Raw genomic sequence first — 1551 nt, forward strand, 5'->3', positions numbered from 1 at the left:
CCCGCCGTTCCGTCCCGCCGCTCCGGAGCCCCAACCGCCGCCGCCCCGGAAGGCACCCGCGGAGAAACCGCCTGAACGCCAGCGGCCGCACCCGCCGCACCTCCCGGAGGAAGGGCCTGAAGGTCTCCACATCCACGTCAAAGGGTGCGTCTTGCTGCACCACGTCAAGATCCGCGTGCGGGTCAGGGCGACCACGGTGACCACACCGCGCGGCGTCCCGTTCCGGGGCACGCTCGGTGCGCCGGGGCACGTCCGCAACCAGGTCCCGCACCAGGTGACGCTGAAGGTGACGCATCTGGCCGGTCGCCATGGGCGGTTGAAGCCCGGGTCGCGGGGACCCCGGGACTAAGCCCATGACCTGCCCGTTCCCGTAAAGATCATGAGGAAGCGCGGGGTCGGGCCCGAACGGCTGGTAGCGTCCGCCGCGGCTCCCGAATCTTGTTACCGGGGAGTCGCCAACCAGCGGCTTGCCATGAAAGAGTGGCGAATCGCCGTATTGGCCTACCGGGTTGACGCGCTTCACTACGCTATAGGCGACCCGGGACACTGAGCCGGATGGGCATGCCGTGAAGTCCCGTGTTGAGGAAGGGCGGTGTCGCATGGATCGCTGCGCGCTGTTCGTAGACGCCGGCTACCTGCTCGCCGACGGCGCGATGGCGGTGCACGGCACGCGCCACCGCGAGACCGTCTCGTGGGACTTCGGCGGGCTCCTCCAGCTCCTCGGCAACCTCGCCAGGGAACGCACCGGCACGCCGCTGCTGCGCTGCTACTGGTACGAGGCGACCGTCGAGGGCCGCCGCTCCCCCGAGCACGACGCGCTCGCCGACCTGCCGGGCCTCAAGCTGCGGCTCGGCCGCATCCGGCCCGGCCGCCGCGAGGGCGTCGACACCGAGATCCACCGCGACCTGATGACCCTCGCCCGCAACGGCGCGCTCACCGACGCCGTCCTGGTCACCGGCGACGAGGACCTCGCCCAGGTCGTCGTCGACGCGCAGGACCTCGGCGTCCGCGTCACCGTCGTGCACGTCGCCGTCGACGGCAACTGGACGATCTCGCGGGTGCTGCGGCAGGAATGCGACGACCTCATCGAGATCGGCTCCGGGCATCTGCGGCCCTACGTCAACCTGCTCACCGGCGCGGACGGGACGGCCGGCTCCTCGCTCGGCGCGAGCCCGCTGTCCAACGGGCACGGCGCCAACGGCCACGGCAGCAGCCTCGGCCACCTCCAGCCGGCCGCGCACAACGGCCCGCCGCCCTCGTCCCCGATCAGCGGGCAGCCGCCGGCGTCGAGCGTCCCGCCCCTCCGCGACCTCGGCCCGGCCATGGGCGGCGGCAGCGGAATGGGCGGCACCGGCACGGGCATGAGCGGCTCCGGCATCAGCGGCGGCGGGATGAGCGCCACCGGGACGACCGGCGGTCCCGGCATGACCACCGGCCCGATGCCGCTGCCCGGCAGTGCCACGGGCGGGTCGTCCTACGGCACCGGCGGCCAGCAGATCCCGCTCCAGCCCACCCCCGCGCCGACGCCGTTGCCCGGGCCGTCCTCGACGC

1 protein-coding gene and 1 pseudogene are annotated in these 1551 nt (G+C 73.2%); both read left to right on the plus strand.

Going from position 1 to position 1551, the window contains the following annotated elements:
- Positions 1 to 349 (plus strand): annotated as a pseudogene (locus tag ETD83_RS44115) (hypothetical protein); the annotation flags it as partial.
- Positions 350 to 599: 250 nt separating this feature from the next.
- Positions 600 to 1551: NYN domain-containing protein (locus ETD83_RS41740; protein WP_138650755.1), on the plus strand; the 952-nt coding region annotated here is incomplete at its 3' end.

Source organism: Actinomadura soli (assembly GCF_005889715.1).
Taxonomy (GTDB): domain Bacteria; phylum Actinomycetota; class Actinomycetes; order Streptosporangiales; family Streptosporangiaceae; genus Spirillospora; species Spirillospora soli.